This window comes from Mesorhizobium sp. LNJC394B00 (assembly GCF_000502555.1).
GTDB lineage: Bacteria > Pseudomonadota > Alphaproteobacteria > Rhizobiales > Rhizobiaceae > Mesorhizobium.
In genome coordinates this window covers 1,669,180-1,692,293 of record NZ_AYWH01000002.1, presented here as the reverse complement: position 1 = coordinate 1,692,293, position 23,114 = coordinate 1,669,180, and the positions used below count along the sequence as shown (strand labels likewise).

Below are 23,114 nucleotides of genomic sequence, written 5' to 3'. Positions count from 1 at the left end.
CGCTAGAGAATGCTCCAATGGAAGCCCATGGTGGGGAACGTGGCCCAACCGGCCCAGGGGATTAAAAAGATCCCGTCTCAGAGTCGGCATCGTCGTTTGGTTCGAACATCCCCATGACCGCAGAACTATCCGCCGGCGCCACGGATTGCGCCGATGTGTCGGCCAGAGCCTTGCTCCTGCTGCCGCTGACGGTCGCCTGCGGCGTGTTCATGACCAGCCTCGACCAGAATGTCGTGGTCACCGCCCTGCCCGGCATCAGCGACAGCCTCGGCCGGCCGCCGAGCCAGCTCGGCCTGTTGATCACCGTCTATGTCGCCAGCCTGATCATCTCTATGCCGCTCGGCGGCTGGGCCGCCGACCGTTTCGGCCTGCGCAACGTTTACTGCTTCGCCTTGCTGGTGTTCGCCGCGTCATCGGCGCTGTGCGGATTGTCCAACGACATCTGGACGCTGGTCGGCGCCCGCGCGCTGCAAGGCTTCGGCGGCGCCTTGATGGGGACGCTCGGCCAGGTCGTCATCCTGTCGACCTTCCCGCGCAGCCGCACGCTGAAGATCAACATGTATATTTCGCTGGCCGGCCAGTCCGGACCGCTGGTCGGCCCGCTGGTCGGCGGCGCGCTGACGACCTACACTTCCTGGCGCTGGATCTTCTTCATCAACGTGCCGTTCGCGCTGGCCGCGGCCGTTCTTGCCGCGTCGCTGTTTCCGGCCGTTACCAAACCGGTGCGCACGCCGTTCGATTTCCCGGGCTTCCTGCTGGTCGGCAGCGGCATGGTCCTGCTGGTCTTCGGCATGGATTCGCTTGCGGCCAAAGACGCCGCCGGCAGCATGATCGCGGCCGAGCTGGCGCTGGCGATCGTCATCCTGACGCTTGCTTCCTTCTACTGCCTGCGCGCCCGCAACCCTTTGCTTGACCTGAAGCTCCTGCGCATCCGCACCTTTCGCATCTCCTTCCTCACCGGCGGCGGACTGGACACGATTGGCCTGAGCTCTGTCGTCTTCCTTCTGCCGCTGATGTTCCAGCTCGGCTTCGGCATGAGCGCGGTGCAGGCGGGATCGCTGACCTTCGTCGCCGCAATCGGCTCGCTGATCATGCGTGTCTTCATGCCGCGCCTGCTCAACCGTTTCGGCTTTCGCCGCGTGCTGGTCGTTAACACGCCGATCGTTGCTGCCATGGTAGCGGGCTTCGCCTTGATTGAGGCGACCACGCCGGTCTGGATTGTGCTAGCCTATATCTTCGCCTTCGGCGTTCTGCGCTCGGCGCAGTGGGCTTCGACCGGCAACCTCGCCTATTCCGACATCGCGCCCGACCAGCTCGCCCGCTTCAGCGCACTCTACTACATACTGTGGCAGTTGGGGGTGGCGATCAGCGTCGGCCTGGCGGCGGCGCTGTTGTCGTTCCTGGCTGGCGGCGGGCCGGCGGTGACCAACGATTTCCGCATCCTGTTCGTGGTCGAGGGCGTCATCACGCTGTGCGCGCTGATCGCCTATCTCAGACTGACACCGCAGGACGGCGCCCATGTCAGCGGCCATGGCGCGCAGATGAACGTGGAATAAGGCGCCGGTAGCCGAGGCCTAGCCGCTGAACGTCACCCACTCTTCCAGCGGCACGCGGTCGGTGCGGAATTCGTTTTCGGGTTTCGACGTATCCTCGAGGCCGAGCGCCATGCCGCAGACGACGATCTCCTCGTCGGGGATGTTGAGCACCGGCCGGATCTGCCGGTGATAGGGCGCGAAGGCGGCCTGCGGGCAGGTGTGCAGGCCCCTGCCTCGCGCCGCCACCATGATGTTCTGCAGGAACATTCCGTAGTCGATCCACGAGCCCTGGTTCAGCCGCCGGTCGATGGTGAAGATCATGCCGACCGGCGCGTCGAAGAAGACGAAGTTGCGGTCGTGCTGGGCGCGCATCTTGTCGACCTCGCGGCGGCCGATGCCGAGTGCCCCATAGAGCCCGAAACCGTTGGCGCGGCGGCGGGTGAGATACGGCTCGAAGAACTGGGTGGGGTAATAGCGATACTCGTCCCAATCGGCCTTTTCGGCGCGGATACCGGAATTCAGGATGGCATCGGTGATCTGCTGCTTGACCTCGCCCTTGACGACATAGACCCGCCAAGGCTGCATATTGGTGCCCGAAGGCGCGCGCGCGGCGACGCCGAGAATGGCTCGGATCGTCTCGTCATCGACCATGTCGGGCAGGAAGGCGCGCACTGAACGGCGCGAGATGATCGCCTCGTCGACAACAGCGGCGTTATGCGCTGCCAGGCCGTTTTTTTCCAGCATGGGCCGTCCCTTTGCGCACACTTCGAAAGCCGAACCGGCTATCGGAGAAGACCTTGCGCAGATTGAATCCTTGGTCGCCGACCCGCATTCCCACACCGCCGCTCGTGCCAGAGCCTTTGCATGAACCGCCAAAATCGCGCAAGCAAATCTTGTGTGTCCATGAAAATTTGCTTGATTTTTTCACGGATATGAGCTCTCATGAAATTCGTTTCCAGATTTTCATCAAGTGAGCGTTTTTGCCCCCAGCTATCCCCAAAACATTGCAGGGACCCGACGAGCGCCTGCTAGCGAGCGACATCCGTGCGCTGCGCAAGGCGCGCGGGCTGACGCTGGCTGAGATCGCGCTGAAGCTTGGTCGCTCCGTCGGCTGGGTCAGCCAGGTCGAGCGCGGCCTGTCTATCCCTTCGCTTGGCGACCTCAGGGCTTTCGCCGATTTGTTCGGCGTGCCGCTCAGCCTGTTCTTCAGCCACGACGTGCCGATCGAAAAGGAGCGCGGTTTTGTCGTGCGCGCCGGCAGCCGGCGCACGCTTGGCACAAGCGAATCCGGCCTGGTGGAGGAGCTTCTGTCGCCCGATCTCGGCGGTAGTTTCGAGATGGTGCGTTCGATCTTTGCGCCGGGCGCCGAGATGAAGAGCGAGCAGCTGCGGCCGACCGAGGAAGCCGGCTACATCGCCTCTGGCGTTTTCGAGATCGAGATCGCGGGCGTCTGGCACCGTCTTGTCGAAGGCGATTCCTTCCGCTTCGAGCGCAAGCCATACCGCTGGCGCAATCCCGGCAGCGAGCCGGCCGTAATCATCTGGGTGGTTTCGCCGCCTGTTTATTGAATGCATGTCGCCCAAAGTGTGCAGCGGTTTGGGAAACGACATGCATCAAGCAAAAAGATAGAAGCGCAGCGCGCTTCAGGTTTGGGAGAAGAATATGGCCGGTTTGCCGACCACGGCACGCGTGGTGATCATCGGAGGCGGTGTCGTCGGCACCTCCTCGCTCTACCATCTGTGCAAGGCGGGTTGGACCGACTGCGTGCTGCTTGAAAAGAACGAGCTGACATCGGGCTCGACCTGGCATGCCGCCGGCAATGTGCCGACCTTCTCGTCGTCCTGGTCGCTGATGAACATGCAGCGCTATTCGACCGAGCTCTATCGCGGCTTGGCTGATGCCGTCGACTATCCCATGAACTACCACGTTACCGGCTCGCTCCGCCTCGCCCACACCAAGGAGCGCATGCAGGAGTTCCAGCGCGCCAAGGGCATGGGCCGCTACCAGGGCATGGACATCGACATCGTCGGCCCCGACGAGATCAAGCGCCGCTATCCCTTCATCGAGACGCATGACCTCAAAGGTGCGCTCTACGATCCAAACGACGGCGACATCGACCCCGCGCAGCTGACGCAGGCACTGGCCAAGGGTGCGCGCGACATGGGCGCCAGGATCGTCCGCTTCTGTCCGGTGTCAGGTGTGCGCCGCGAGAACGACGAATGGGTTGTCGGGACGCCGCAAGGCGAGATCCGTTGCGAGATCGTCGTCAACGCCGCCGGCTACCGAGCCGCGGAAGTCGGCAAAATGTTCGGCCGCGACGTCCCGATGATGGTGATGAGCCATCAGTACATCTTGTTCGAGGAAATCCCCGAACTGGTGGCCTGGTCGAAGGAGCAGGGCAAGAAACTGCCGCTGCTGCGCGACGTCGACACATCCTACTATCTGCGCCAGGAAAAGAACGGCATGAATCTCGGTCCCTATGAGCGCAATTGCCGCGCGCATTGGGCAACCCACAACGACCCGATGCCGGAGGACTTTTCCTTCCAGCTCTTCCCCGACGATCTCGACCGTCTCGAGCACTACCTTGCCGATGCCGTAGCCCGCGTGCCGATCCTGGGCACTGCCGGCCTGTCCAAGGTGATCAACGGGCCGATCCCTTACGCGCCGGACGGCAATCCGCTGATCGGTCCGATGCCCGGCGTTCCCAACGCGTTCGAGGCCTGTGTCTTCACCTTCGGCATCGCCCAGGGCGGCGGTGCCGGCAAGGTGCTGGCCGAATGGGTGACGCAAGGCCAGACCGAATGGGACATGTGGTCCTGCGACCCGCGCCGCTTCACCTCATTTGCGGCCGCCCCCGACTATAGCGTCGCCAAGGGTATGGAGATCTACGGCAACGAATACGCCATCCAGTTTCCGCGCCATGCCTGGCCGGCCGGGCGCGACCGCAAGCTGTCGCCGATCCACGATCGCATCAAGGCGCTCGGCGCCCAGTTCGACGCCTATAATGGCTGGGAGCGTGCCACCTGGTATGCGCAACCCGGTGACGACACGTCGGAAGAAGCAACACTCACCTTCCGCCGCGACGGGCCGTGGCAGCACCGCGTGCGCGAAGAATGCCTGGCGGTGCGCGACGCCGCCGGCATTCTGGACCTGCCCGGCTTCTCGCGCTTCAACCTCGAAGGTCCTGGCGCAGCCGAATGGCTGGCGCTGCAGGTCACCGGCCTGGTGCCCAAGCCCGGCCGCATCGGCCTCGCCTATTTCGCCGACGACAAGGGCCGCATCGTCACCGAGATGTCGGTGGTGCGCCATGGCGAAGAGCAGATGACCCTGATCACCGCGGCGGTAGCGCAGTGGCACGATTTCGAATGGCTGAAGTCGCGCCTGCCGAAGGACGCAGCTTTCACCCTCACCGACAGGACCGAAGACTATTCGACGCAAATCCTCGCCGGCCCCAATTCGCGCAAGATCCTGGCCGAGGTCTGTGGCGCGGATCTCTCGCTGCCCTGGCTGACGCATCAGGAAACCACCATCGCCGGCCGCTGGGCGAAGCTGGTGCGGGTATCCTTCGCCGGCGAACTCGGCTGGGAAATCCACACCAAGGTGGGAGACACCGCCGCCATCTTCGACGCCGTCTGGACGGCGGGACAAAAACACGGTCTGAAACCGTTCGGCATGTATGCGCTGGATTCGCTGCGCCTCGAAAAGGGCTACCGGACCTGGAAGGGCGACCTGTCGACCGACTATACGGTCCTGCAGGGCGGGCTCGAGCGCTTCGTAAAATGGGACAAGCCCGACTTCCGCGGCAAGGCAGCCCTGCAGAACGAAAAGCAGCAAGGCGTAAAGAAGCGCTTCGTCACGCTGGTGGTCGAAAACCCCGGCGATTGCGACGCGCCGTCGGTGTCGACGCTCTGGCATGACGGCAAGATCGTCGGCGAGACGACGTCCGGCGGCTGGGGGCATCGCATCGACAAATCGATCGCGCTCGGCATGCTGCGCGCCGACCTGGCTGAACCCAATACCGCGATCGAGATTGAAATTTTTGGCGATCGTTTCAAGGCGGTCGTGCAGAAAGACGAGCCGCTGTGGGATCCGAAAAACGAAAGATTGAGAGCATGAAGAAAGTCATTCTCACCGATGGCGGCATGGGCCAGGAACTGGTCCGCCGCAGCAGCTCCGAGCCGACGCCGCTCTGGTCGGCCAGGGTGCTGATCGACGAGCCGGATCTGGTGCGTGGCCTGCATGCCGAATTCATCCGGGCCGGCGCTCGCGTCATCACCATCAACACCTATTCGGCGACGCCGGAGCGGCTCGCGCGGGAAGGAGCAGAAGACCTCTTCAGGCCCTTGCAGAAGCGCGGCATCGAATTGGCAAGACAGGCACGCGAGGAGGCAGGCGATGCAGCGATCGCCGGCTGCCTGTCACCGCTGTTCGGCAGCTATGCGCCGGCGCTGACCATATCGTTCGAGGAGACGCTGGAAATCTATCGCCGCATCGTCGCCGAGCAGGCCGATGGCGTCGACCTGTTCCTGTGCGAGACCATGGCCTCAGCCGAGGAAGGCCGTGCGGCCGTCACCGCTGCGTCGGAAAGCGGCAAACCTGTCTGGGTGTCTTGGACGCTCGCCGATCACGGCGCGCCGCGGCTGCGCAGCGGCGAAACAATAGCGGCAGCGGCGGACGCCCTCGACGGCCTGACGGTTGCAGCGCGCCTGGTGAATTGCTGCCGGCCAGAAGCTATCGCCGCGGCACTGCCCGAATTGATTGCTCTCGGCGGCCCGGTCGGCGCCTATGCCAATGGCTTCACCTCTGTCGAAGCGCTCAAGCATGGTGGAACGGTGGAAGTGCTGCACGCACGCCACGACCTTGATCCGGATGCCTATGCCGACCAGGCGCTCGGCTGGGTCGCCGCTGGCGCCACCATCGTCGGCGGCTGCTGCGAAGTCGGCCCTGCCCACATCGCCGCCTTGCGCGACCGGCTCGAACAGGCCGGCCACGAAATCTCGGGAGTATCCTGATGCCCAGACCATCATCGCGCATTTCCGGCATCGTGCCTTCGGGCAAGGATGGCTGGGAGGTCCACACCGAGGCATGGGCCCGCAAGGAGGCGGGCCAGGACATCATCATGCTGTCGGTCGGCGACCATGATTTCGATACGCCGAGCCAGACCATCGAAGCCTGCGTGACGGCGGTTCGCGGCAGCAACCACCACTACACCCCGCTTCCCGGCGTTCCGCGCCTGCGCAGGGCGATGGCGGCGGCCTCGACCGCTTGCACCGGGGTCGAGACGGCGCCTGACCAAGTCATCGCCACGCCGGGCGGCCAGGCCGCCCTTTACGCTGCCGTGCAGGCCGTTCTCGACCAGGGCGACCACGCCATCGTGGTGGCGCCCTACTACGCGACTTATCCCAACACGTTCAGCGCCGCCGGCGCCAGCTTCACCGTCGTCGAGACGCCGGCCGAAGACGGTTTCCAGCCGCACGCCGAGATGATCCGCGCTGCGCTCAAGCCCAACACGCGCGCCATTTTGATCAACACGCCGAACAACCCGACCGGCGCCGTCTATTCGCGTGAGCGTCTGGAAGAGCTGGCCGAGATCTGCCGCGAGCACGATCTCTGGCTGCTGTCGGACGAGGTCTACTGGACGCTCGGCGGCGGCGAGCACATCTCGCCGCGCGGCCTGCCCGGCATGGCGGAGCGCACGCTGGTCATCAATTCGATGTCCAAGAGCCATGGCATGACCGGCTGGCGCATGGGCTGGCTGACCGGCCCGGCGCAGATGATCACGCTGTTGACCAATCTCAATCTGGTGACGACCTACGGCCTGCCGGCCTTCATCTCGATCGCCTGCGCCGAGGCGCTGGAGAACCGCTATGGCGTCAAGGAGATCGCCGAGCGCTATGCGGCGCGCCGCACCGTCCTGCTCGACGCCGTGCGCGGCATGAACAATATCAGCGTGCACGGCTCGGAGGGCGGCATGTATGTCATGCTCGACATCTCCGCCGTCGAGCCCGACGACGAGAAATTCGCCTGGGCCTTTCTCGACCAGGAGAGTGTCGGCGTAATGCCGGGTTCCAGCTTCGGCAAGGCCGCTGCCGGCCACATCCGCATCAGCCTCTGCCAACCGGAGCCGGTGCTTCAGGAAGCCGCAAAACGCCTGCGCCACTTCGCATCCGGCTATCGCCGCGAGGCCGCATGACCAGAAGCATTCCCACCAAGGCCCGCGCGGTTATTATCGGCGGCGGTGTCTCCGGCTGTTCGGTCGCCTACCACCTGGCCAAGCTCGGCTGGACCGACATCGTGCTGCTCGAACGCAAGCAGCTGACCTCGGGTACGACCTGGCACGCCGCCGGCCTGATCGGCCAGCTGCGCGGCTCGCAGAACATGACGCGGCTGGCGAAATATTCGGCCGACCTCTACGTCAAGCTGGAAGCCGAAACGGAAGTCGGCACCGGCATGCGCCAGGTCGGCTCGATCACCGTGGCGCTGACCGAGGAGCGCAAGCACGAGATTTACCGTCAGGCCTCGCTCGCCCGCGCCTTCGATGTCGATGTGCGCGAGATTTCGCCTGGTGAAGTCAAGGAGATGTACCCGCATCTCAACGTGTCCGATGTGGTCGGCGCCGTGCATCTGCCGCTCGACGGCCAGTGCGATCCGGCCAACATCGCCATGGCGCTGGCCAAGGGCGCCCGCCAGCGTGGCGCCGCCATCGTCGAAAATGTGAAGGTCACCAAGGTCCATACCAAGGCCGGTCGCGTCACCGGCGTGTCGTGGGCGCAAGGCGACGACCAGGGCACGATCGAGGCCGACATCGTCGTCAACTGCGCCGGCATGTGGGCGCGCGAGCTCGGCGCCCAGAACGGCGTCACCATCCCGCTGCATGCCTGCGAACATTTTTATCTCGTCACCGAGCCGATCCCCGGGCTCGGTCGTCTACCGGTGCTGCGCGTTCCCGATGAATGCGCCTACTACAAGGAAGACGCCGGCAAGATGATGCTCGGCGCCTTCGAGCCGGTGGCCAAGCCCTGGGGCATGGACGGCATAAGCGAGGATTTCTGCTTCGACCAGTTGCCGGAGGACATGGAGCATTTCGAGCCGATCCTCGAAATGGGCGTCAATCGCATGCCGATGCTGGCAACCGCCGGCATTCACACCTTCTTCAACGGCCCCGAAAGCTTTACCCCCGACGACCGCTACTATCTCGGCGAAGCGCCGGAGCTGTCGGGCTACTGGATGGCGACCGGCTACAATTCCATCGGCATCGTCTCGTCCGGCGGCGCCGGCATGGCGCTGGCGCAGTGGATCAATGACGGCGAAGCGCCCTTCGACCTCTGGGAAGTCGACATCCGCCGCGCCCAGCCATTCCAGAAGAACCGTAGGTATCTCAAGGAGCGTGTCTCCGAAACACTCGGCCTGCTCTATGCGGATCACTTCCCCTACCGGCAGATGGCAACGTCCAGAAATGTCAGGCGCTCGCCCCTGCACGAACACCTGAAGGCGCGCGGCGCCGTGTTCGGCGAAGTCGCCGGCTGGGAGCGCGCCAACTGGTTTGCGCGAGAGGGGCAGGAGCGCGAATACCGCTATTCCTGGAAGCGGCAGAACTGGTTCGACAACCAGCGCGAGGAGCACCTGGCGGTCCGCAACAAGGTCGGCCTGTTCGACATGACCTCGTTCGGCAAGATCCGTGTCGAAGGCCGCGACGCCTGTGCCTTCCTGCAAAGGCTGTGCGCCAACGATATGGACGTGGCGCCGGGCAAGATCGTCTACACCCAGATGCTCAACCAGCGCGGCGGTATCGAAAGCGACCTCACGGTGTCGCGGCTATCTGAGACCGCCTACTTCCTCGTCGTGCCGGGCGCGACGCTGCAACGCGACCTCGCCTGGCTGCGCCGGCATGTCGGGGATGAATTCGTAGTCATCACCGATGTCACGGCAGCTGAGGCCGTGCTCTGCCTGATGGGTCCGGATGCGCGAAAGCTGATCCAGAAAGTCAGCCCCAACGATTTCTCCAACGACAACAATCCATTCGGCACCTTCCAGGAGATCGAGATCGGCATGGGCCTCGCCCGTGCCCACCGCGTCACCTATGTCGGCGAACTCGGCTGGGAACTTTATGTCTCGACCGACCAGGCGGCTCATGTCTTCGAGGCGATCGACGAGGCCGGCGGCGATGTCGGCCTGAAACTTTGCGGCCTGCACACGCTGGATTCCTGTCGCCTCGAAAAGGCGTTTCGGCATTTCGGCCACGACATCACCGACGAGGACAATGTGCTGGAGGCCGGCCTCGGCTTTGCGGTCAAAACCGCCAAGGGCGAGTTCATCGGCCGCGATGCGGTGCTGAAGAGAAAAGAAGCCGGCCTGTCGCGCCGGCTGGTGCAGTTCCGTTTGAAAGACCCTGAACCCCTGCTCTTCCACAACGAGGCGATCCTGCGCGACGGCAAGATCGTCGGCCCGATCACATCGGGGAATTACGGCCACCATCTCGGCGGCGCGATCGGACTGGGCTATGTGCCCTGCCAGGGCGAGAGCGAGGCGGATGTGCTGGCCTCGTCCTACGAGATCGAGATCGCCGGCGAGCGTTTTGCGGCGGAAGCATCGCTGAAGCCGATGTACGATCCCAAGGCGGAACGGACGAGGATGTAGCACCTTTTTACCCTCCCCCTTGTCGGGAGGGTCGGCTCGCAGTCGGAGCGAAGCGGCGATTGCGAGCCGGGGTGGGGGTGCGCCCTACGAGACCCCCCACCCCGCTTCGCAAATGCCGCCTTGCGGCATTTGCTGCGCGACCCTCCCCACAAGGGCGAGGGTGAAGAAGCTCAAAACCGCTCCAGCTTCGCCCGCACTTTCACCAGAAACGCCGCCCTCGTCCTTGGCGTCGAGGCGTCCATCAGGTAGTGCGCCAGGAAAAACGTCCGGCAGCGGCGGGCGCACAGCGCGCGCATACCGCGCAGCAAGGTCTTGCGGCCGGGCTGGCCGACGACGACGCTCCACCAGGTCGGCGCGCCGCAGGTGGTGATGACGCCGACCCTGGTGACATGTGTCATCAGCGACGTGATGCGCCCCTTGCCCAGCTTGAAGGCGACATCGGTCGCCCAGACCCGGTCGAGCCAGCCCTTCAGCATGGCCGGCAGCCCGTACCACCAGGTCGGATAGATGAACAGGATCGCCTCAGCCCAGGCGAGATGCTCGAAATGCGGTTTTAGGGCCGGATCCTCCGGCGCCCGCTCATTGTAGGCGCGTCGCTCTTCGCAGCCCATCACCGGATCGAATTTCTCCGCATAGAGGTCGAGCAGCCGCACCTCCCAGCCGCGTGCCTTCAGCACATCGACTGCGGCATCTCTGATGGCGGCGCAAAAGCTTTCGGGCACCGGATGGCAATAGACCACCAGCACGCGCATCAGAATTCATCCATCCCGGCCGCGACCTTGGCCATGAAGGCTGCCCGCGTCTCGTCGGTCGACAGGTTCATCGAATAATGAGCGAGGTAGGACACCGAGGCGCCGGGCCTGATCGTCGCGCGCAGCATCCGCTTGACCAATCTGCGTGGCGGATCGCCCATCAGCATGGCGCGGAAGCGGCTGCCGCCATAGGTGGTGACGGCGGTCAGCTTGCGGATGTTGTGGAGCGAAGGCTGCGCCTTGCCGTCGACCAATTTGAACGACACGCCGGGCAGAAACACGCGGTCGAAAAAGCCTTTCAGGATGGCCGGGAAGCCGTAGTTCCAGACGGGATATGACAGCACCAGCGCCTCGGCCTTGAGCAGCCGCTCGACATAGGGCGCGGCCGGGTCCGCAGGGCTGCGTTGGTTATGATAATCCAGCCTCTCCCCGCGCGTCAGCCTGGGGTCGAAATCCTCTGCATAGAGATCGCAATCGTCGACCTCATGGCCGGCGGCCGTCAGCCGCTCGACGATCGTGCGGTGCAGGCCTGCATTGAAGCTGGTCTCCACCGGGTGTGCGTAGAGGACGAGGACTTTCATGGGGAAATGCTTGCGAGGTGGGCGCGAGGCACCCCCCTCTGCCCTGCCGGGCATCTCCCCCGCAAGGGGGGAGATCGGACTGCCGCATCGCTTTCACTAATTGTCAGCGTGTCAGATTGGCCGCGGCGTTCAGGCTGCCAATCTCCCCCCTTGCGGGGGGTGAGAAGTGGTCGGCGAAGCCGATGGGAAGCCAATTGCTTGGCTTTCCAAACGACGAACGCCCGAAGCGGCAGCGTAGGGCCTGTGCCGGCAGGACAGAGGGGGGTGCTCAAGCTCAAACCTCTGCTCATTCTGCTTTCTGCAAACCCTTGAACAAAAAAGTCCGGCCCGAGCGATAGTCGTAATCCGGATTTTCCCAGGCGATCATCTTGCCGGGATTGAGCAGGCCTTGCGGATCGGTCTCGCGCTTGAAGGCGAGCTGGATTTCATCCGTCTGCTTCATGCCGCCCTCTTCCAGCGTGTAGCGGTGCGGGTTGAAGATCGGGCAGCCGTTCTCCTCATGCAGCCGGATGATTTCGTTGAGCCGCGCCTCGGTGGTGAATTTCACCAGCGGCAGGCCGAAGCAGGTGATGTTGCCGTCGAGGCGCACGAATTCGAGATGCGAAAAGACCTCGTTCGGAAACATCGCGTCCATCTTCTCCACCAGCGCCAGCTGGTTGGGAAACGGATAGAGCGATTGCAGATAGGTGATCGCGGGATCGACCCGCAGTGCCCTGAGCGTGGTGTGGTTCCACGCCAGTTCGAAGCCCGGCGGCAGGCCCTTTTTCTCTTCGTCCGTTGCCGTCGCCGCATTGAAGATGACTTCGCCGCCGGCGCGGCGGGTGAAGGCGAGGAACGCGTCTAGCCCATGCCGGGCAACCATGACGACGCAGATGCTTTGCCCGTCCCGGAAGAACTTCTGGTGGCGCTTGAAATAGAGCTGCGGCACGGGCGCGGCGATCGGCGTGATCAGCTTGGTCAGGATGCCGTCCTGGCGTGCCAGCGCGTTGCCGTAGCGGGCTGCCGGCATGAAAGCGTCGAAGCCGACGATCACGTCGATCCATTCATAGGCTGCAGTCAGCGGCATCTCGACCTCGGTGATGATGCCGTTGGTGCCATAGGCGTGGGTGACCTTGTGCAGGTCCTCGCCGGCGAGTTCGAGCGCCTTCGGCTCCGCCTCCATAGTGACGACGCGCAGGCGCAGCACATTGCCGAAATCACGCAGACCGCCGAAATTGATCGAGCCAACGCCGCCCGAGCCGCCGGCGATGAAGCCGCCGATCGAGGCGGTGTTGTAGGTCGACGGCGACAGCCGCAGTTCCTGCCCGGAATGCGCGCGCGTCGCTCTGTCGATGTCGGCGAGGATCGCGCCCGGCCCGGTGACGACGCGGCCCGGCGCTATGGCCTTGATCTCGTTCATCTCGGCGAGGTTCAAAACCACGCCGCCCGACAGCGGCATCGCCTGGCCGTAATTGCCGGTGCCGCTGCCGCGCGGCGTCACCGGAACGCCATGACGGTGGCAAGCGGCAAGCACGCGGATCAGTTCGGCCTCGTTCCTGGGCGTCACGATCAGGTCGCCGGTGACGTGGTCGAGCTGCTGCTTCAGCACCGGGCTGTACCAGTAGAAGTCGCGGCTCTTCTGCTGGACGATGGCCGGATTGTCGTCGAGCTTTATCCCGTCGAGATCGCGTTTGAGCGCCGAAACATCCATCATTCCACCATCAGTTCGTCGAGCTCGGCATAGTCGGGCAATTGCCTGTCGATCGCTCGGCCGTTGCGCACGACGATGCGATCCGATTCGGGCCGCGACAGCAATTCCGTCCAGCTCCGCCCTTTGAAGACGATGAAATCGGCGCTGCCACCGGCTGCCAGTGTCCCGACACCGTCGAGCCGCATCACCTTGGCCGGCGTCGCCGCCACCGTCTGCGGCCAGTCGCCGACCGGATGGTCGAAATGCAGGATGCGCGTCGCCATGCGGTAGACCTCCAGCATGTCGAGATCGCCATAGGCATAGAAAGGATCGCGGGTGTTGTCGGAGGCGACCGCGACCGCAATGCCCCTCGCCTTCATCTCGTGCAGCAAGGTCACGCCGCGCCAGCGTGGCGTGGTCTGGTCGGCGCGCCGGTCCTGCAGATAGAGATTGCACATCGGCAGCGACACCACGGCAAGCTTGGCCTTGGCGACCTTGTCCAGCGTGTCGAGCACGTCGAGATCCGGCTGGCGCGCCAGCGAGCAGCAATGTCCCACCAGCATGTTGCCCTCAAAACCGTTCCAGAGTGCAGCCTCGGCAATCTTCTTCAGCGAGATCGCCGCGATGTCGTCGGTCTCGTCGGCGTGGAAATCGAGATCGAGCCCGTGCTTGTTCGCCTCGGCGAACACCTTGTCGAGAAGCTCTTCGAGATCCGGCACCATATAGGTGACGACGCCGAGCACGCCCTTGGCCGCAGCCACACGCTTGGCCAGCCTCTCGAACCACTTTCTGTCGCGCACGCCTTCGATGCCGAGCAGGCAGGCCGCCTGCAGCTCGATGCGGCCGCGCCATTTCTCCCGCATCGCCTCGAACACCGGCCAGGAGATTTCCTCCTGTGGCGGCACGCTGTCGAGATGAGTGCGCAAGGCCTTGGTGCCGTGCGCGTAGGCCGAGCGCAAAGAGAAATCCATGCGCCGCGCCACGTCCTCGGCGCTCCAGCGCGCTGCACGGTCGGCGCCGGTGGCATTGAGCGCGCCCATGAAACTGCCGTCGGGATTGGGTTTGCGCGGCCAGATCTGGCCCTTGTCGATATGGGTGTGGCAGTCGACGAAGCACGGCAGGATGATGCGGCCGGCGAGATCGACGGCATCGGTCGGCGCCTTTGATTTGTAGTGCGCGGCGATGGCCGAGATCTTGCCATCGGCAACGGCAATGTCGGCCAGCGCGAAACCGTCGGCGTCGTAAGTGGTGGCAAGACCTGATGTCAGCGACCGGTGAAGGCGGACGTTGGTGAGATGGTACGAGCCAGAGGTCGGTATCAAGGACCGCCCCCCTCTGCCCTGCCGGGCATCTCCCCCTCAAGGGGGGAGATTGGCAGCTTTTCCGACAGCACCCGTCTTCCAACGTCGATAATTGGCGAAATCCCGGATGACGTCCAATCTCCCCCCTTGAGGGGGAGATGGCCGGCAGGCCAGAGGGGGGTGTTTCGCGCCAGCATCTCAATCACGTCACCCAACCCCCTACCGCTCCTGCTTCAGCGCGCTCTCGTGCCAGCGGCGCAGGATGAGATGCGACACCAGCGACAGCACCAGGAAGATCAATATGCCGGTGAGCGAGATCAGGATCAGCGCCGCGAAAAGCCTTGGCGCGTTGAGCCGGTAGCCGGCCTCGATGATGCGCGAGGCGAGCCCTGAGGATTGTCCCTGCGCGCCGGCGACGAACTCGGCCACCACGGCGCCGATCAGCGACAGACCGCCGGCGATCTTCAAGCCTCCTAGAAAATACGGCATGGCCGCCGGCAGTCTGAGATAGCGCAATTGCTGCCAGCGCGTCGCGCCGTTGAGCTTGAACATGTCGCGCAGATTGCGGTCGACCGAATTGAGGCCGAGCGTGGTGTTGGACAGGATCGGGAAGAACGCAACGATCCAGGCGCAAAGCAAAAGCTTCACCGTCTGGTTGTCCACATAGATGTTGATGAGCGGGAAGACCGCCACGATCGGTGTTACCTGCAGCACGATGGCGAAGGGAAAGAACGACATCTCCACCCATTTCGATTGCGCAAACAGCACCGCCAGTCCGACGCCGCCGACGACCGCGAGCAGCAGGCTGAGAAAGGTTATGCGCAACGTGACCAGCAGCGCGGAGAACAGGAGCCCCGCATCGCTATAGAGCGTCCACAGCACCACGCCGGGGCGCGGCAGGATATATTGCGGGATCGCGTTCCACACGCAAATGCGGTCCCACAGCCAGATCGCCAGGATCATGATCGCCAAAGGCAAGACCCACCGGCCGATCCGCTCCAGCCGCTCCTGGCGTACGCGGCCCGCCTCTTCCGCGTCGAGCGTTGCGGCATTCTGGTCAATGGCCGTCATGGTGCGGTCCGGCTGATGTGTTGATGGCGTTGACCAGGATGTCCGAGGCCTGGCGGCAGAGCGCGGCATAGTCGGGCGAAGTGCGGAAAACCTCGTCTCGCGGATAGGAGGCGTCGATGGCAAGCTCGGCATGGACGCGGCCCGGCCGCGCCGCCATGACGACGACGCGGTTGGACAGGAACACGCTTTCGAAGACGCTGTGGGTGACGAAGACGACGGTGAAGCGCTCGTCCTGCCACAGCTCCAGAAGGTCGTTGTTGAGCTTGAAGCGGGTGATCTCGTCGAGTGCGGCGAACGGCTCGTCCATCAGCAGAATGCGCGGCTTCGTCACCATCGCGCGTGCGATCGAGACGCGCATCTTCATCCCGCCGGAAAGCTCGCGCGGCACGGCGTTCTCGAAGCCGGTCAGGTGCACCCGCTCCAGCATCTCCGTCACCGCCGGCGCCGCCTTGGCGCGCGACACGCCTTTCAGCCTGAGCGGCAGCCAGACATTGTCGAATACATTGGCCCAGGGCAGCAGCGTCGGTTCTTGGAAGACGAAGCCGATATTGGCGCGGTCGATCGAACCGCCCCAGTCGAGCTGACCGGATGTCGGCGTCGACAGGCCCGCGATCAGCCTCAACGCCGTTGACTTGCCGCAGCCGGACGGCCCGAGAAGGCTGACAAAATCGCCCTCGCGGATGGCGAGATCGACGTCGCTCAATGCAGTCACGCCATTGGAAAACACCTTGCCGACATGGCGCAGCGTCAGCAGCATCGGGCCTTCACCCGATGCCGTCATGGGCGCCTGCGCCATCTTTTCCAGCTTCACGACTACTTCTTCAGCTCGATCCCGACACCTTTGTTGATGAAGGCCAGCGTGTAGGCCTTCTTGATATCGATGCCCTCGGGCGTGACCTTGGCCTTGACCATCTTGTCATAGAAGCTCTTGATCCGGTCTTCGTTCATGGCGCCGATGCCGAGCTTTTCGGTGTCGCCGGAATCGGCCAGGCCGAACTTCTTCATCTGCTCGATCGAGAAGGCAATCTGCTCGTCGCTCATGTCGGGGTTGTCTTTCTTGATCATCTCGTTGGCGGCCTTGTTGTCGCCGTAGAGGTAGTTGTACCAGCCCTTGGCCGAGCCATCGACGAAGCACTGGACCACCTCCGGCCGCTTGTCGATCGTGTCCTGCATCACCTCGATCGTCGTCGAATAGGTGTCCCAGCCATAGTCGGCGAGCAGGAACTGGTTGGGCACGAAGCCGCCTTCCTTCTTGACCGCAAAAGGCTCCGAGGTGACGTAACCCTGCTGGATCGACTTCTTGTTGGCCAGGAATGGAGCGGTGTTGTAGGTGTAGGGCACGCGCTTGGCGGCATCGAAACCGAGTTCGATGACCATCCACTGGAAGAAGGTCTGGACGCCCTCGTCGCCGAGAATGTACTGGTCGGCGTTCTTCAAATCCTCCCACTTGTCCAGCCCCTGCCCCGGGTGGGACATGATGACTTGAGGGTCCTTCTGGAAATCGGCGGCGACGACGCGCATCGGGATGCCCTGCTGGACGGCGTCGAAGGCCGACAGCAGATTGCCGCCCATGTAGAAATCGAGCTTGCCGGCCAGCAGCAGCGGCCGCCCGCTGACCTGCGGACCTCCCTGCGAAATCGTCACGTCGAGGCCACATGCAGCGTAGGTGCCGTCGGCGACGGCCTGGTAGTAGCCGCCATGCTCGGGCTCGGCCAGCCAGTTGGTGCCGAAGGTGACCTTCTCGTTTGCTGCCGCGCCGAACGTGCCGGCTCCAAGCAGCGCGACCGCAAGCGCTGAAATCTTCTGTTTTCCGTACATCGACACCACCCTTTGTTGGCTCCGGAGCGTCACGCGCCGGGCTCGACACCATTGATCCAAGAAGCAAGACACATGCCACCGCCCGGGCCGCCTGCTTGCGCGGCAGTCACTGCCAACACCGGACGGGTCATGCTGTGCGGGAGGCATCGTGCCTATTTTTTGGACGCCTGTCCACAATCGCCCTTGTGCCATGCACCACATCTTGAACGTACTATCGGTCACGTCTTAGGCTGGTCTCGCAGACAGGAGATTGCCATGTTCAGATACCTCGCGCCGAAGTCGATCAAGCCGCCTTTCGCCCGCTATAGCCACGGCGTCGAGGTGCCGCCAGGCAAGCGGCTGGTTCTGTGCTCCGGTCAGGTCGCCATCACGGCGGACGACCAGATCCCCGAGGATGCCGGCGCGCAGGCCGAGCTCTGCTTTCAAAACATAGCGGCGATTCTGGCTGAAGCCGGGCTGGGGCTAGGCGACATCGTGCGCATAAACGCCTACGTCACCGACCGCGCCTTTCTGCGGCCCTATATGGACGTCCGCGACCGCTTGTTTGCCAGCCCCGCGCCCGCCTCGACGCTGATGATCGTGTCAGGCTTTGCGCGGCCGGAGTTCAAGGTCGAGGTCGAGGCGATTGCGGCTGGGTGATCGACAGGCGACGTTTGGCGCGCTAGGTCTCCCTCACAGTCAAGAGGCATCACATGACCGTTGCAAACAGACGCGTTTGGTGGGGCGACTACCGGACCACCGAATACGCCGCGATCGATCCGGAGGCGACGGTTGCCGTGCTGCCGGTGGCGGCGATTGAGCAGCACGGCCCGCATCTGCCTGTATCAACCGATACCTCGATCATGAACGGCATGCTGGAGACGGTCATCGCCCGCCTGCCCGGCGATCTCGACATCCGCATCCTGCCGGTCCAAACGGTCGGCAAGTCGAACGAGCATCTGCAGGCGCCGGGCACGCTCACCCTGCCGGCGGCCACCCTGGTCGATGCCTGGACCGAGCTTGGCCTGTCCGTTGCCCGCGCAGGCGTAAGGAAACTGATCGTCGTCAACTCGCATGGCGGCAATGAAGAGATCATGGGCATCGTCACGCGCGAGCTGCGCGTGCGTGAGAGGATGCTGGCGGTGAAGACCAGCTGGCAGCGCTTCGGCCGCCCCGCCGGCATGTACACCGAGCTGGAAGACCGCCATGGCATCCATGGCGGCGACGTCGAGACCTCGTTGATGCTGCATTTTCGCCCGGAGTTAGTCGACATGGCCAAGGCCGACAATTTCGCCTCCAAGGTCGCCCGCGCCGAAACCGAATTTGCGCTGCTGCGCCACACAGGCACGCACGCCTTCGCCTGGATCGCCAGCGACCTCAACCCCAATGGCGTCGTCGGCGATGCCTCGATTGCAACGGCCGAAAAAGGCCGGCTGACGGCAGAGCATCAGGCCGAAGGGTTCATCACCCTGCTGAGGGATGTGCGCAAGGCGAAATTGGCCGAGTGGCTGGCGTAGAGCAATTTCGGGAAAAGTGCGTGGCGGTTTTCCGTCTGAAATTGTGTCAAAACAAATAATGATTGCAAGAGTGCTTCTCCACCTCCTGAAGGCGGACGGAGAAGTCATCTAGGAAAGTCAATGCGCCAGACATGTCGCCATTTGATGCAATTTTTCGGGGGTAAATCCGGCTTTGGTGACCCATTCACGTAGCCGTTCTAGCGTCACCTCTTCGGTCACAGTTGTGCCTGACATAGGTGGCTTAATGGATGCCAAAATGATCGAGGTGACACCGCTGCCGATGCCTTGGTAGGCGCGAATGTCGGAGGAGGTCTTTGCCTTGTGTCCGGCTTTGCAAAGATCATTAGCTCCTCCGTCCGGTCTCGAGACGAAGGGCGGCTTGAGGCCGGTCTCCACCGACGAGCAGCGCAGGTCGATGGGTATAGGCCCAATGGGTTGGATCGATCCTACTTGCCCATTTCGCAATTGCTGATGAAGCGCCACTGAGCCTTCGCCAAAAGCAGGTCCGCTATCATTGACGATCGCGAAGACTTCATGATCCCCATAGCGCACCCACGCCAGTGCACCAACGAGATTGGACTGCGGGGTGACAAGGCCGGGTATGGCTGCAGAATCTATATAAGCAACTTGGCCATGCACTGTATGCGTCAAGTGAGTCATTGATAGATACGACGCCACCATATCTCCCGAGGCTGTCGGCACCTGCTCCCCGGCCTTCGGTCGCCCTTTCCCGTTGCCCACGAAGTACCGGCCTTTTCTTGGCAGCTCACACGCCGTTTTTGTGCCACCGGCAGGCGGTTCGACCTCCATCGCATACACACAAAACTCCGCCGTGCCCGGACCGAAGTTGCCTGCCTCTGCTTTGGTCCATTCGGTATGGCATAATGACTGGTTGCCCTGAGCGGAACAGCCCAGCTTCTTGCCGTGGATATGCAGATTTACGCCATTGTTGATGTAGGTGTAGCCGTGATCACCTGGAGTATAGGACGCAGCAGCCCCGTCAGGATTCACCTCAAGCCCAGTCTTCATCAAGATGGAGCCGTCGCCGAACGTCACACGTCCGTTGGCGTCTGGCGCAGGACATGCGGGCTGCTTCCCCGCTGCAGAGGTCGCCAGCATCGCCGATCCAGTAACAATACCCGCACAAGCTGCTAATCGCAATGTACTCGTCATGCTCATTTTCAATCCCCCCGAACAATCGAATTTCCGGCGGCTATCTAGTTTTGTTTTGATACCGCAAGCAATACGTATCATATTGCAGATTTAAATATATACGACGTAGTGGATTTTCCCTCGAATTTTTACAAGCCTACGTCGTCAGCAGCGGATACGAACTTATAACTATGCGCACAAAGGTTGGCGTGAACAGTAAGGCGTTTGTTGGGGGCTATCCGTAGTTTCACTGGTGCTCATTCCTTCTAAAAATGGCATGAGTTGATCCAACGGCACAAGATTTAAGACTGAACATTGAGTTTGGCGGCGCTGATTGCAAGGCCGATTCAAGCATTCACAGCCAGGCAGCTTGACCTAGTTTTGGGCGGGAAAGGCATCGGCCCAACCGATCTCGCCATTGGCCAAGCTAGTTAGCCGTCGATCTTCAAAACGAAAGGCGTGCCCTCAAAAGCATCGGCGCCGCGACCGATCGCCTCGATCGCTTCAATCATCCGGCCCTCGCGCCCCAGCAGCGCATCGGCGACGGCAATCAATCGTGGATTGGGCGTTGCCGACAGCGAAAGCTTTCGCAAAGTCCGAGCCAGTTCCGCCTCGTCGCGCTTGGGCGCCAGTGCCGCGGCTATGATGTAGGCCGACGCCGTCGAGCGGCTGATGCCGGCATAGCAATGCACGACCATCGGCTTCGCGCGGTCCCAGCGGCGCGCAAAATCGAGCAGATTGCGCACATGCTCCTCGCCCGGCATGGTCATGCCGTCCTGCGCCACCGCAATGTCGTGCATCACCAGGTGCAGATGGTTTTCCCTCGATATCGAGGCCGGGCGCGTCACCTCGGTGCCGGCGGCAAGCAGCGACAGCACGCGCTCGGCGCGGCTTCTGGCCACAGTCTCCTCGAGCTTTGCCAGCGAACAGACATGGATCATGGCGCAATCTCCCTGGCGCTATCGTCGCGCCGTGCGTGCCAGTCGGCAAGCGCCGATTCGAGCCGCTGCCATTCCTCCTGACTTCCAGGCAGCCCCGCGCGGAGCACCTGAGGACGCTCGGAAAAATGCCTGAGCAATATGCCGCGCTCACCGAGCGTCGAAAACAGCCCCGGTGCATCGGCAAGCCGGAGATAGCGAAACAGCGTCGTGCCGCCGGCGACAGCAACGCCAAAGCGCGAAAGCAGCGCATCGAGCCGCGCCGCATCCTGCGCCAGCCGCCGCCGCATGTCGGCCTGCCAGCCGCTGTCGGCAAGCGCGCGGATGCCGTATTCGAGCGCTGGGCCGGCGACCGCCCAAGGGCCGAATTGCGTTTCAAGCCTTTCGACCGTCGCTGCATCGGAAAGTGCGAAGCCGAGCCGCAGGCCGGCGAGACCGAAGAACTTGCCAAACGAGCGCAGCACGACGATGCCGCCCCGCCCGACATCGCCGGCCAGGCTTTCCGCGTGCGGGCCGACATCCATGAAGGCTTCGTCGACGACCAGCAGACCGCGTATGGCGCGCAATGTCTCGGCAAGCCGAAGCAGCCTTTCCCGCGACACGACTCGCCCGTCGGGATTGTTGGGATTGACGACGATGGCAATTTCGGCTCCGGCAAGCGCCTCGAAATCGTCGACCTCCGCCACCGCATGGCCGGCAATCGCGGCGGCCCTGGCATGCTCGGCATAGGTCGGCCCGAGCACGAGCGCCTTGCCGGGGCTGACCAGCGAGGCGACGCGCGGCAGCAGGATCTGCGTGCCCGGGGCGACCACCACATTCTCGGCCGAAGGCGCGCCATAGGCGCCGGCCGCGACTCTGGCCAGCTCACGCAGGCGCGCGGCCTCCGGCAATCGTGACAGGGCGGTGGCGGGCAGCTCGAAAAGCGGGTAGGAGTGCGGATTGATACCTGTCGAGAGATCGACGAAAGGTTGTGGCGCGTGAGGGAAGAGCGCCCTCGCCCGGCCAAGGGATCCACCGTGATCCACCACAGTAATCGCTCCATCAGAAAGCTTCATGTCGATCCTGATCGCTTTCCTGTCGCTGGCCATCGAACGCATCCTGGGTTACCCGGACTGGCTGTTCCGTGCCGTCGGCCATCCCGTCACCTGGTTCGGCAGGCTGATAGCCTTTCTCGACCTCAGGCTCAACCGCGACACTGATTCCGACGCGCTGCGTCGCCGCCGCGGCGCGCAGGCGCTGCTGGTGATCGTGCTGGTGCCGGCGGCAATCGCCTTCATCGTGCAAATCCTGCTCTGGCAGCTCTTTCCTGCCGGCATGATCATCACGGCAATCCTGGCCTCGTCGCTGCTGTCGCAAAAGAGCCTTACCGAACATGTCGAGGCGGTGGCCGATTCGCTGGATACCGGCGGGCTGGCGCTCGGCCGCATTGCGGTTGCGCGCATCGTCGGCCGCGATCCAGAGAAGCTCGACCATGCCGGCGTCAGCCGCGCCGCCATCGAAAGCCTGGCCGAGAATTTCTCCGACGGCATCGTTGCGCCCGCCTTCTGGACAGGTGTCTGCGGTCTGGCCGGCGGCGTCGCCTACAAGGCCGCCAACACCGCCGATTCGATGATCGGCCACCGCACCCCGCACCACGAGGCCTTCGGCCGCGCGGCGGCACTCTTCGACGACTGGATCAACCTGCCGGCGTCCCGGCTGACCGCGTTGCTGATCGTTGCCGCCGCCTTTCTCGTTGACGGCGCCGATCCCCGCAACGCTTGGCAAGCAATGCGGCGCGACGCCAAAAAGCACCGCTCACCCAATGCCGGTTGGCCGGAAGCAGCAATGGCCGGCGCACTCGGCCTGGCGCTCGCCGGCCCGCGCAGCTATGGCGGCGTCATCGTCGAGGACGCCTATATGGGCGAAGGCGGTAGGCGCGCGGCGGAAAGCCAGGACATCAGGCAGGCGCTGAAATTGTACCAGGTGGCGGACTATCTGCTGATTGGGCTGTTCGGGTTGCTGTCGGCGGTGCTTATCGCGGTGACGTTCTGAGAGCTTACCGTCGCCCTTCCTTTACCCTCCCCCTTGTGGGGAGGGTCGGCGCGAAGCGCCGGGGTGGGGGACTGCGACCCTACGAGAACCCCACCCCGATCCGCTTCGCGGATCGACCCTCCCCGCAAGGGGG

Annotated in this window: 20 protein-coding genes; 9 read left to right on the top strand and 11 right to left on the bottom strand. The window is 63.5% G+C overall.

The window, feature by feature from the left end:
• The first annotated feature begins 113 nt into the window (after window positions 1-113).
• Window positions 114-1,556 (top strand): MFS transporter, encoded by a 1,443-nt coding sequence (locus X751_RS151675; protein ID WP_023744695.1) that lies wholly within the window; start codon window positions 114-116, stop codon window positions 1,554-1,556.
• Window positions 1,557-1,574: 18 nt separating this feature from the next.
• Here the strand turns inward: X751_RS151675 and X751_RS151680 are convergent, their stop codons facing one another.
• Window positions 1,575-2,279, bottom strand: coding sequence for a nitroreductase (locus X751_RS151680; protein WP_023744694.1), 705 nt, complete (start codon window positions 2,277-2,279; stop codon window positions 1,575-1,577).
• 281 nt (window positions 2,280-2,560) lie between these two features.
• Here X751_RS151680 and X751_RS151685 point away from each other — a divergent pair, with 281 nt between their 5' ends.
• The 5 genes from X751_RS151685 (at window position 2,561) to X751_RS151705 (ending at window position 10,172) form a co-directional block, all read left to right on the top strand.
• Window positions 2,561-3,103, top strand: a complete 543-nt coding sequence (locus X751_RS151685) for an XRE family transcriptional regulator (protein WP_023670763.1) — start codon at window positions 2,561-2,563, stop codon at window positions 3,101-3,103.
• A 94-nt stretch (window positions 3,104-3,197) separates the two neighbouring features.
• Window positions 3,198-5,651, top strand: coding sequence for an FAD-dependent oxidoreductase (locus tag X751_RS151690; protein WP_023744692.1), 2,454 nt, complete (start codon window positions 3,198-3,200; stop codon window positions 5,649-5,651).
• Complete coding sequence (locus X751_RS151695) at window positions 5,648-6,547, top strand: homocysteine S-methyltransferase family protein (protein ID WP_023744691.1); 900 nt, start codon at window positions 5,648-5,650, stop codon at window positions 6,545-6,547. Before X751_RS151690 ends, X751_RS151695 begins: the two co-directional genes overlap by 4 nt.
• Window positions 6,547-7,728, top strand: a complete 1,182-nt coding sequence (locus X751_RS151700) for a pyridoxal phosphate-dependent aminotransferase (RefSeq protein ID WP_023744690.1) — start codon at window positions 6,547-6,549, stop codon at window positions 7,726-7,728. The genes X751_RS151695 and X751_RS151700 overlap by 1 nt, the downstream gene beginning before the upstream one ends.
• Window positions 7,725-10,172: an FAD-dependent oxidoreductase gene (locus X751_RS151705; protein WP_023744689.1), complete on the top strand. Its 2,448-nt coding sequence runs from the start codon at window positions 7,725-7,727 to the stop codon at window positions 10,170-10,172. The genes X751_RS151700 and X751_RS151705 overlap by 4 nt, the downstream gene beginning before the upstream one ends.
• A gap of 170 nt (window positions 10,173-10,342) precedes the next feature.
• Here X751_RS151705 and X751_RS151710 read toward each other — a convergent pair whose 3' ends face one another.
• The 7 genes from X751_RS151710 to X751_RS151740 form a co-directional block, all read right to left on the bottom strand.
• Window positions 10,343-10,924: an NAD(P)H-dependent oxidoreductase gene (locus X751_RS151710; protein ID WP_023690990.1), complete on the bottom strand. Its 582-nt coding sequence runs from the start codon at window positions 10,922-10,924 to the stop codon at window positions 10,343-10,345.
• Window positions 10,924-11,505, bottom strand: coding sequence for an NAD(P)H-dependent oxidoreductase (locus tag X751_RS151715; RefSeq protein WP_023700354.1), 582 nt, complete (start codon window positions 11,503-11,505; stop codon window positions 10,924-10,926). Before X751_RS151715 ends, X751_RS151710 begins: the two co-directional genes overlap by 1 nt.
• A gap of 286 nt (window positions 11,506-11,791) precedes the next feature.
• The gene (locus tag X751_RS151720) at window positions 11,792-13,195 is read right to left on the bottom strand and encodes an FAD-binding oxidoreductase (protein WP_031247077.1); all 1,404 of its coding nucleotides are present in this window, start codon (window positions 13,193-13,195) and stop codon (window positions 11,792-11,794) included.
• A complete protein-coding gene (locus tag X751_RS151725) occupies window positions 13,195-14,496 on the bottom strand; it encodes a cytosine deaminase (RefSeq protein WP_023744687.1) in 1,302 nt (433 codons plus the stop codon). The genes X751_RS151720 and X751_RS151725 overlap by 1 nt, the downstream gene beginning before the upstream one ends.
• A 198-nt stretch (window positions 14,497-14,694) precedes the next feature.
• A complete protein-coding gene (locus X751_RS151730; RefSeq protein ID WP_023670772.1) occupies window positions 14,695-15,546 on the bottom strand; it encodes an ABC transporter permease in 852 nt (283 codons plus the stop codon).
• A complete protein-coding gene (locus X751_RS151735; protein WP_023685233.1) occupies window positions 15,533-16,357 on the bottom strand; it encodes an ABC transporter ATP-binding protein in 825 nt (274 codons plus the stop codon). The genes X751_RS151730 and X751_RS151735 overlap by 14 nt, the downstream gene beginning before the upstream one ends.
• Before the next feature lie 2 nt (window positions 16,358-16,359).
• Entirely contained in the window at window positions 16,360-17,364 is a 1,005-nt protein-coding gene (locus X751_RS151740; protein WP_023670774.1) for an ABC transporter substrate-binding protein, read from the bottom strand.
• Between the two features lie 255 nt (window positions 17,365-17,619).
• On the opposite strand from X751_RS151740, the gene X751_RS151745 reads away from it, so the two are divergent.
• Together X751_RS151745 and X751_RS151750 are read left to right on the top strand one after the other, a co-directional pair.
• Window positions 17,620-18,003, top strand: coding sequence for a RidA family protein (locus tag X751_RS151745; protein WP_023670775.1), 384 nt, complete (start codon window positions 17,620-17,622; stop codon window positions 18,001-18,003).
• 53 nt (window positions 18,004-18,056) lie between these two features.
• Entirely contained in the window at window positions 18,057-18,860 is an 804-nt protein-coding gene (locus tag X751_RS151750; protein ID WP_023744686.1) for a creatininase family protein, read from the top strand.
• 117 nt (window positions 18,861-18,977) lie between these two features.
• Here X751_RS151750 and X751_RS151755 read toward each other — a convergent pair whose 3' ends face one another.
• From X751_RS151755 to cobD, 3 genes are all read right to left on the bottom strand, one after another.
• Complete coding sequence (locus tag X751_RS151755; RefSeq protein WP_155923536.1) at window positions 18,978-20,039, bottom strand: hypothetical protein; 1,062 nt, start codon at window positions 20,037-20,039, stop codon at window positions 18,978-18,980.
• A 404-nt stretch (window positions 20,040-20,443) separates the two neighbouring features.
• Window positions 20,444-20,953 carry a tyrosine phosphatase family protein gene (locus X751_RS151760; RefSeq protein WP_023744684.1) on the bottom strand — a complete coding sequence of 170 codons (510 nt, stop codon included), beginning with the start codon at window positions 20,951-20,953 and terminating at the stop codon, window positions 20,444-20,446.
• Window positions 20,950-22,005 carry a threonine-phosphate decarboxylase CobD gene (cobD, locus tag X751_RS151765; RefSeq protein ID WP_023744683.1) on the bottom strand — a complete coding sequence of 352 codons (1,056 nt, stop codon included), beginning with the start codon at window positions 22,003-22,005 and terminating at the stop codon, window positions 20,950-20,952. The genes X751_RS151760 and cobD overlap by 4 nt, the downstream gene beginning before the upstream one ends.
• On the opposite strand from cobD, the gene cbiB reads away from it, so the two are divergent.
• Entirely contained in the window at window positions 22,004-22,981 is a 978-nt protein-coding gene (gene cbiB, locus X751_RS151770; protein ID WP_023741615.1) for an adenosylcobinamide-phosphate synthase CbiB, read from the top strand. The genes cobD and cbiB overlap by 2 nt on opposite strands.
• Window positions 22,982-23,114 lie beyond the last annotated feature (133 nt).

What these genes read in the sequence shown, in the direction of transcription:
- X751_RS151760 (WP_023744684.1), bottom strand. Translation starts at nt 20,953, where the DNA reads ATGATCCATGTCTGTTCGCTGGCAAAGCTCGAGGAGACTGTGGCCAGA.
- X751_RS151750 (WP_023744686.1), top strand. Translation starts at nt 18,057, where the DNA reads ATGACCGTTGCAAACAGACGCGTTTGGTGGGGCGACTACCGGACCACC.
- X751_RS151740 (WP_023670774.1), bottom strand. Translation starts at nt 17,364, where the DNA reads ATGTACGGAAAACAGAAGATTTCAGCGCTTGCGGTCGCGCTGCTTGGA.
- X751_RS151680 (WP_023744694.1), bottom strand. Translation starts at nt 2,279, where the DNA reads ATGCTGGAAAAAAACGGCCTGGCAGCGCATAACGCCGCTGTTGTCGAC.
- X751_RS151745 (WP_023670775.1), top strand. Translation starts at nt 17,620, where the DNA reads ATGTTCAGATACCTCGCGCCGAAGTCGATCAAGCCGCCTTTCGCCCGC.
- X751_RS151720 (WP_031247077.1), bottom strand. Translation starts at nt 13,195, where the DNA reads ATGGATGTTTCGGCGCTCAAACGCGATCTCGACGGGATAAAGCTCGAC.
- X751_RS151755 (WP_155923536.1), bottom strand. Translation starts at nt 20,039, where the DNA reads ATGAGCATGACGAGTACATTGCGATTAGCAGCTTGTGCGGGTATTGTT.
- X751_RS151710 (WP_023690990.1), bottom strand. Translation starts at nt 10,924, where the DNA reads ATGCGCGTGCTGGTGGTCTATTGCCATCCGGTGCCCGAAAGCTTTTGC.
- X751_RS151675 (WP_023744695.1), top strand. Translation starts at nt 114, where the DNA reads ATGACCGCAGAACTATCCGCCGGCGCCACGGATTGCGCCGATGTGTCG.
- cbiB (WP_023741615.1), top strand. Translation starts at nt 22,004, where the DNA reads ATGTCGATCCTGATCGCTTTCCTGTCGCTGGCCATCGAACGCATCCTG.
- X751_RS151715 (WP_023700354.1), bottom strand. Translation starts at nt 11,505, where the DNA reads ATGAAAGTCCTCGTCCTCTACGCACACCCGGTGGAGACCAGCTTCAAT.
- X751_RS151705 (WP_023744689.1), top strand. Translation starts at nt 7,725, where the DNA reads ATGACCAGAAGCATTCCCACCAAGGCCCGCGCGGTTATTATCGGCGGC.
- X751_RS151690 (WP_023744692.1), top strand. Translation starts at nt 3,198, where the DNA reads ATGGCCGGTTTGCCGACCACGGCACGCGTGGTGATCATCGGAGGCGGT.
- X751_RS151700 (WP_023744690.1), top strand. Translation starts at nt 6,547, where the DNA reads ATGCCCAGACCATCATCGCGCATTTCCGGCATCGTGCCTTCGGGCAAG.
- cobD (WP_023744683.1), bottom strand. Translation starts at nt 22,005, where the DNA reads ATGAAGCTTTCTGATGGAGCGATTACTGTGGTGGATCACGGTGGATCC.
- X751_RS151730 (WP_023670772.1), bottom strand. Translation starts at nt 15,546, where the DNA reads ATGACGGCCATTGACCAGAATGCCGCAACGCTCGACGCGGAAGAGGCG.
- X751_RS151695 (WP_023744691.1), top strand. Translation starts at nt 5,648, where the DNA reads ATGAAGAAAGTCATTCTCACCGATGGCGGCATGGGCCAGGAACTGGTC.